The following is a 2,617-nucleotide window of genomic DNA, read 5'->3' on the forward strand; positions in this document are numbered from 1 at the left end:
GGGTGGAACCACCCGCCCGCTAACGGGCGGGGCTGCCGGTGTCGTCGGCGAGTGTCCGGACGTCCTCGGCGGCGGGTCCCGAGGCACGGCCGAGGAGCGAGTCCAGTATCTCGCCCACCCTGATGGCCGTGTTGGAGAGCAGGGACGACGTGATGCCGTGCGTGTGCTCGGTGCCGCCCTGCAGGTAGATGCCGCAGCGCAGGTCGGGGTCGGTCGCGATGCGGTAGTCGCGCTCGACGCGCACGCGGCCCTCGTCGTCGCGGGCGCAGCGGTCGGCGACCTCGCCGAGCAGGCCGGTGGGGTCGGCCTGGCTGTAGCCGGTGGCGAAGACCACGACGTCCGCGTCCAGATCGGTCTCCTCGCCGGTGACGAGGGACGTCACGGTGGCCCGGGCGCCGGCCGGCGTCTCCTTGACCCCGGTGAGCCTGGAGACGTTGATGAAGCGCAGGCGCTCGGTGCCCAGGACCTTCTCCTGGTACGACTGCCGGTAGAGGTCGTCGATGAGGTCGATGTCCACCACGGAGTAGTTGGTGTTGCCGTGGTAGTCCATCAGCCGGCGCTTGACGTCCTCGGGTGCCGAGAAGTAGTCGTCGACCGCCTGGGGGTCGAAGATCCGGTTGGCGAAGGCGCTGTCGTCGGCGGGGCTGTAGCCGTAGCGGGAGAAGACCGCGCAGACCTCGGCCTCGGGGAAGCGCCGGTGCAGGTAGGCGACGTTCTCGGCGGCGCTCTGTCCGGCGCCCACGACGACGAACCGGGCGGGTGACGTGCCCTCCAGCTCGTCGACCTTCGCGAGCAGTTCGGAGTTGTGCCAGACGCGGTCGCCGCGCTCCACGCCCTCGGGCATGAGGGGGCGCAGCCCGGTGCCGATGACGAGGTTGCGGGCCCGGTGGACCTCGAGCCCCTCCCCCGACCGGACGGTCACGTCGAGGTACTCCACGACACCGTCACGGGTCACGGGCGCGACGCCGACGACCTCGTGGCCGTAGGACACCATGTCGTCGACCTGGGCCGCCGCCCACTCGAAGTAGTCGTGGAACTCCACGCGCAGCGGGAAGAGGTTCTTGTGGTTGATGAAGTCGATCAGCCGGCCCTTGCTCTGCAGGTAGCAGAGGAAGCTGTACTCGCTGGACGGGTTCCGCAGCGTCACCAGGTCCTTGAGGAAGGAGACCTGCATGGTGGCGTCGTCGATGAGCATGCCGCGGTGCCAGCCGAAGCGGGGCTGCTGCTCGAAGAAGTGAGCGGTGACTGCCTCCTGCCTGCCGACGCGCGCGTTGTGCTCGCGGAGCGCGATAGCCATGGCCACATTGGACGGTCCGAAGCCGATGCCAATGAGGTCGTGGACCGGTTGTGCGTCACCAGGAAGAACCTGCGACATGTCACTCCCATCGTGCGGGGCAGCCGCGTGTCAGGTGTGGAGGGAACGAAAGACGGGCATGCCAACGGAGCAGCACGCCGTGGAACTTAGGTGAGCCTAAGCTAAACCCGCGAAGGTGTCGACAGGACAAAACGGACTGGCGGCGGACGGGGCTCCGTCAACTGGGGCACCATAGGCACCCGTTGCAGACTAAGGTAAGGCTTGCTTTACTTGCTTCGGCCATACCTTTGCTCTGAGGAGGAACCCCATGCGGGTCGTCATGTTCGGTTACCAGACCTGGGGGCATCGCACCCTGCAAGCCCTCCTGGAGTCCGAGCACGACGTCGTGCTGGTCGTGACACACCCCAAGAGCGAGCACGCGTACGAGAAGATCTGGAGCGACTCGGTCGCCGACCTCGCCGAGGAGCACGGCGTCCCCGTGCTGATCCGCAACCGCCCGGACGACGACGAGCTGTTCGAGCGCCTCAAGGAGGCCGACGCGGACATCATCGTGGCCAACAACTGGCGGACGTGGATCCCCCCGCGCATCTTCGACCTCCCGCGCCACGGCACGCTGAACGTGCACGACTCGCTGCTGCCGAAGTACGCCGGCTTCTCCCCGCTGATCTGGGCCCTCATCAACGGCGAGCCCGAGGTGGGCGTCACGGCGCACATGATGAACGACGAGCTCGACGCCGGTGACATCGTCCGGCAGGAGGCGGTACCGGTCGGTCCGACGGACACCGCCACCGACCTCTTCCACAAGACCGTCGACCTCATCGCCCCCGTCACCATCGGCGCGCTCGGCCTCATCGCCTCCGGGCAGACCGAGTTCACCGAGCAGGACCGCTCCCAGGCGTCCTTCTTCCACAAGCGCGCCGACGTGGACAGCCGCATCGACTGGACCTGGCCGGCCGAGGACCTGGAGCGCCTGGTCCGCGCCCAGTCCGAGCCGTACCCCAGCGCCTACACCTTCCACCGCGGCAAGCGGCTCGACATCCTGGCCGCGTTCGTGTCCGAGGGCCGCTACGGCGGCACTCCCGGCCGCGTCTTCTACCGCGAGGGCGACGGCGTGGTGATCGTCGCCGGCGCCGACGCCCGCACCGGCCGCAACCAGGGCCTCGCCATCACCCGCGTACGCACCGAGGACGGCCGGGAACTGCCCGCGGCCGAGTACTTCACCTCCATGGGCGGCTACCTCACCAACCGCCCCTGACGTGTCGGCCCCGGTACGGTCCCGGGGCCGGCCGCACATCGCCGCCG

The 2,617-nt window shown here is 68.8% G+C and carries 2 protein-coding genes; one reads left to right on the top strand and one right to left on the bottom strand.

The annotated features are described in order from the left end of the window. Positions 1-19 precede the first annotated feature (19 nt). Positions 20-1,375: a lysine N(6)-hydroxylase/L-ornithine N(5)-oxygenase family protein gene (locus tag ACFTZL_RS43835; RefSeq protein ID WP_382595910.1), complete on the bottom strand. Its 1,356-nt coding sequence runs from the start codon at positions 1,373-1,375 to the stop codon at positions 20-22. Between the two features lie 247 nt (positions 1,376-1,622). Here ACFTZL_RS43835 and ACFTZL_RS43840 point away from each other — a divergent pair, with 247 nt between their 5' ends. Further along, on the top strand, positions 1,623-2,570 hold the full coding sequence (locus tag ACFTZL_RS43840) for a methionyl-tRNA formyltransferase (RefSeq protein ID WP_382595913.1): 948 nt from the start codon (positions 1,623-1,625) through the stop codon (positions 2,568-2,570). The last annotated feature ends 47 nt before the right edge of the window (positions 2,571-2,617 follow it).

The sequence above is a fragment of the Streptomyces sp. NPDC056948 genome, from assembly GCF_042674225.1.
Lineage (GTDB): Bacteria > Actinomycetota > Actinomycetes > Streptomycetales > Streptomycetaceae > Streptomyces > Streptomyces purpurascens.